At 65.5% G+C, this 2,851-nt stretch carries 2 protein-coding genes; both read left to right on the top strand.

Annotated features, from left to right (window positions below; translation table 11 throughout):
* The coding region (gene recC, locus EZI54_RS23425; protein WP_131484271.1) for an exodeoxyribonuclease V subunit gamma at positions 1 to 2,514 on the top strand (2,514 nt) is incomplete at its 5' end.
* Positions 2,511 to 2,851, top strand: a 341-nt coding sequence (locus EZI54_RS23420) for a UvrD-helicase domain-containing protein (RefSeq protein WP_131484270.1), incomplete at its 3' end; no start/stop codon positions are given. The genes recC and EZI54_RS23420, both read left to right, overlap by 4 nt.

The raw sequence follows: 2,851 nt of genomic DNA, 5'->3' as shown, positions 1-2,851 counted from the left end.
TACGATGTGCCGGAGAGCTACGCCCACTGGCTGGACCGCGTTGACCTGTTCCGGGAAAGTGACGGCCGTTCACTGCTGCAGGATCTGCAGAACGACATCCTCAACCTGAATCCGGTGCATGAAAGCGAACGCCAGGCGACCGAGGCCGATCGCGCCGACCGGTCGCTGGTGTTCCACGCCGCCCACAGTCCCCTGCGGGAAGTGGAAATCCTGCACGATCAGCTGCTGGCCGCCTTCAGCGCCGATCCGACACTGCAGCCCCAGGACATCATCGTCATGGTGCCGGACATCAACGCCTACACGCCCCACGTGGAAGCCGTGTTCGGCCAGCTGGATCCGGAGGACGACCGCTACATTCCGTACACCATCTCGGACCAGGGCCAGCGTCACCAGTCGCCGGTTGTCGCGGCCCTGGAAGCGCTGATGTCGCTGCCGGAATCCCGTCTCGCGGTCAGCGACGTGCTCGATCTGCTGGACGTGCCGCTATTGCGCGACCGTTTCGGCCTGACCGAAGACGATCTGCCCCAACTGCACGACTGGATTCGGGGCGCCAATATCCGCTGGGGTCTGGACGATCGCCACCGCGCCTCGCTGGAATTGCCGCCGGATCTGTTCCGCAACACCTGGCTGTTTGGTCTGCGCCGCATGCTGCTGGGCTACGCCACCGGGGAAGGGGAGTCGTGGCAAGCCATCGAGCCCTACGACGAAGTGGGTGGACTGGAAAGCCGACTGGCCGGGCAGCTCGACGCCTTCGTTCGCCAGCTGCAGCAATACTGGGAATGGCTGAGCGAATCCCGCGCGCCGGCAGAGTGGGTGGCCGTGTTGCATCAGCTGCTGCGGGACTTCTTCGGCGAACCCGAGGGCGAGGACGTGCTGCTGTTCAGCCAACTGGAAGCGGCACTGGACCAATGGTTCGACGCCTGCGAGCAGGCCGGGCTGGACGATCCGCTACCGCTGCATGTGGTGCGCGACGTGCTGTTGGAGCGACTGGACCAGGGCGGCCTCAGCCAACGTTTCCTGGCGGGCAAGGTGAACTTCGCCACACTGCTGCCCATGCGGGCGATCCCGTTCCGGCGGGTGTGCCTGCTGGGCATGAACGACGGTGACTACCCGCGCACCCAGCCGCCCATGGATTTCGACCTGATGGCCCGGGATTACCGCCCCGGCGATCGCTCCCGGCGGGAGGACGACCGCTTCCTGTTCCTGGAAGCCTTCCTGTCGGCGCGGGATCAGTTCTACGTGTCCTGGGTCGGGCGCAGCATTCACGACAACAGCGAGCGGCCGCCGTCGGTGCTGATCGCCCAGTTGCGCGATCATATCGACCGGGTCCGGCGTCCCGCCGAGGGCGACGATCCATTAACGAAGACGTTGACCACGCTGCATCCGTTGCAGCCCTTCAGCACCCGCTATTTCCCGTCGCCGGATGAGGATTCGCCGCTGTTTACGTTTGCCAAGGAATGGCGGACGGCGCTGGAAGGCGATCAAGAGGAGAGCGCCGATGCACACGTCTGGCCGGAAAACCTCCCGGAAACCGTCTTCGAGCAACCGTTGGGCCTGACCGAACTGGCCCGCTTCCTGCGCCAGCCGTCGGCGGTGTTCTTCCAGCAGCGATTGGGCGTCTATTTTGAGCGCACTTCGCAGGACAGCGAGGACGAGGAACCCATCGTTCTGGATGGCCTTGGCCGCTGGCAGCTCACCGACCATCTCGTGCAGGACGTGCTCCAGCACGAAACCGACCCGGATCAGCTCACCGACAAGCTACGACAGGCCGCCCATCGGGCCGTCGGGCGAGGGGAGCTGGCACTGGCGGAGGGACTGGCTTCACTCCAGGTGCGTCAGGCCATCGCGCCGTTGCCCGAGCTGTATGGCCGCTATCGCGACTTGCTGGCGTCCGCTCCGCAGGTGGAATCGCTGAGGCCCGTGCGCATCAGCATAGAGCGGGGCGATCACCACCTGGTACTGGAAGACTGGGTCCGGGATCTGCGATTCGCTGACGACGGCCGCGCCCTCCAGATCGTCCTGAGTAGCAGCAACATCACGACGCCGGATCGCCGCTATCGCTGGCACCAGCTGCTTCGGCCCTGGGTCCAGCACCTGGCGGCCAATGCCGTGGCGGCGCCGGTGACCACCCACGTGTTGAGCCAGGCCGGCGATGTGGCCTTCAGTCCCCTGGATCGAATCCGGGCAGAAAGCGCCCTGGAAGATCTGATGCACGCCTGGCTGGACGCATTGCTGAGCCCGTTCCCGGTCGCGCCCAAGACGGCCTTCGCCTGGCTGTCCGTCGAGAAAAAAGGGGAGGAGGGCATGCTCCGCGCGGCCCAGGGCGCCTATGAGCCCCAGTTCAAACGAAGCGGTGAAGTGGACGAGAGCCCCTACCTGCAACGGTTGTATCCCGATTTTGACAGTCTCCGGGCGACCGGCCGGTTTGCGGCGCTGACCGACCGCTTGTACCGGCCCATCTGGGCCAACGTACACAACGAAGCGGATCGACCCGGCGGAGAGGATAAGGCATGAGCGATACCGACAACCGCCGGCTGGACCCCATTACCTTTCCGCTCCACGGCAGCCGGCTGATCGAGGCCAGCGCCGGCACGGGCAAGACGTTCACCATCGCGCTGCTCTACGTGCGTGCGATCCTCGGCCACGAGCCCATCGCCGACAACGCCCACGGGCTGACGCCCAGGGACATCCTGGTGGTGACCTTTACCGAAGCGGCCACCAAGGAACTGCGGGACCGCATCCGGGCGCGCCTGGCGGAAGCCGCCGACCTGTTCCGGGCGGATCCGGCAGCGATCGATGCCAATCAACGCGATAACGAAACCGACCCGCTCAAACGCCTGCGCAATACCTG

Origin of the sequence: Marinobacter halodurans, from assembly GCF_004327985.1 — a bacterium.
Lineage (GTDB): Bacteria > Pseudomonadota > Gammaproteobacteria > Pseudomonadales > Oleiphilaceae > Marinobacter_A > Marinobacter_A halodurans.
This window is presented reverse-complemented; position numbering and strand designations above follow the sequence as displayed.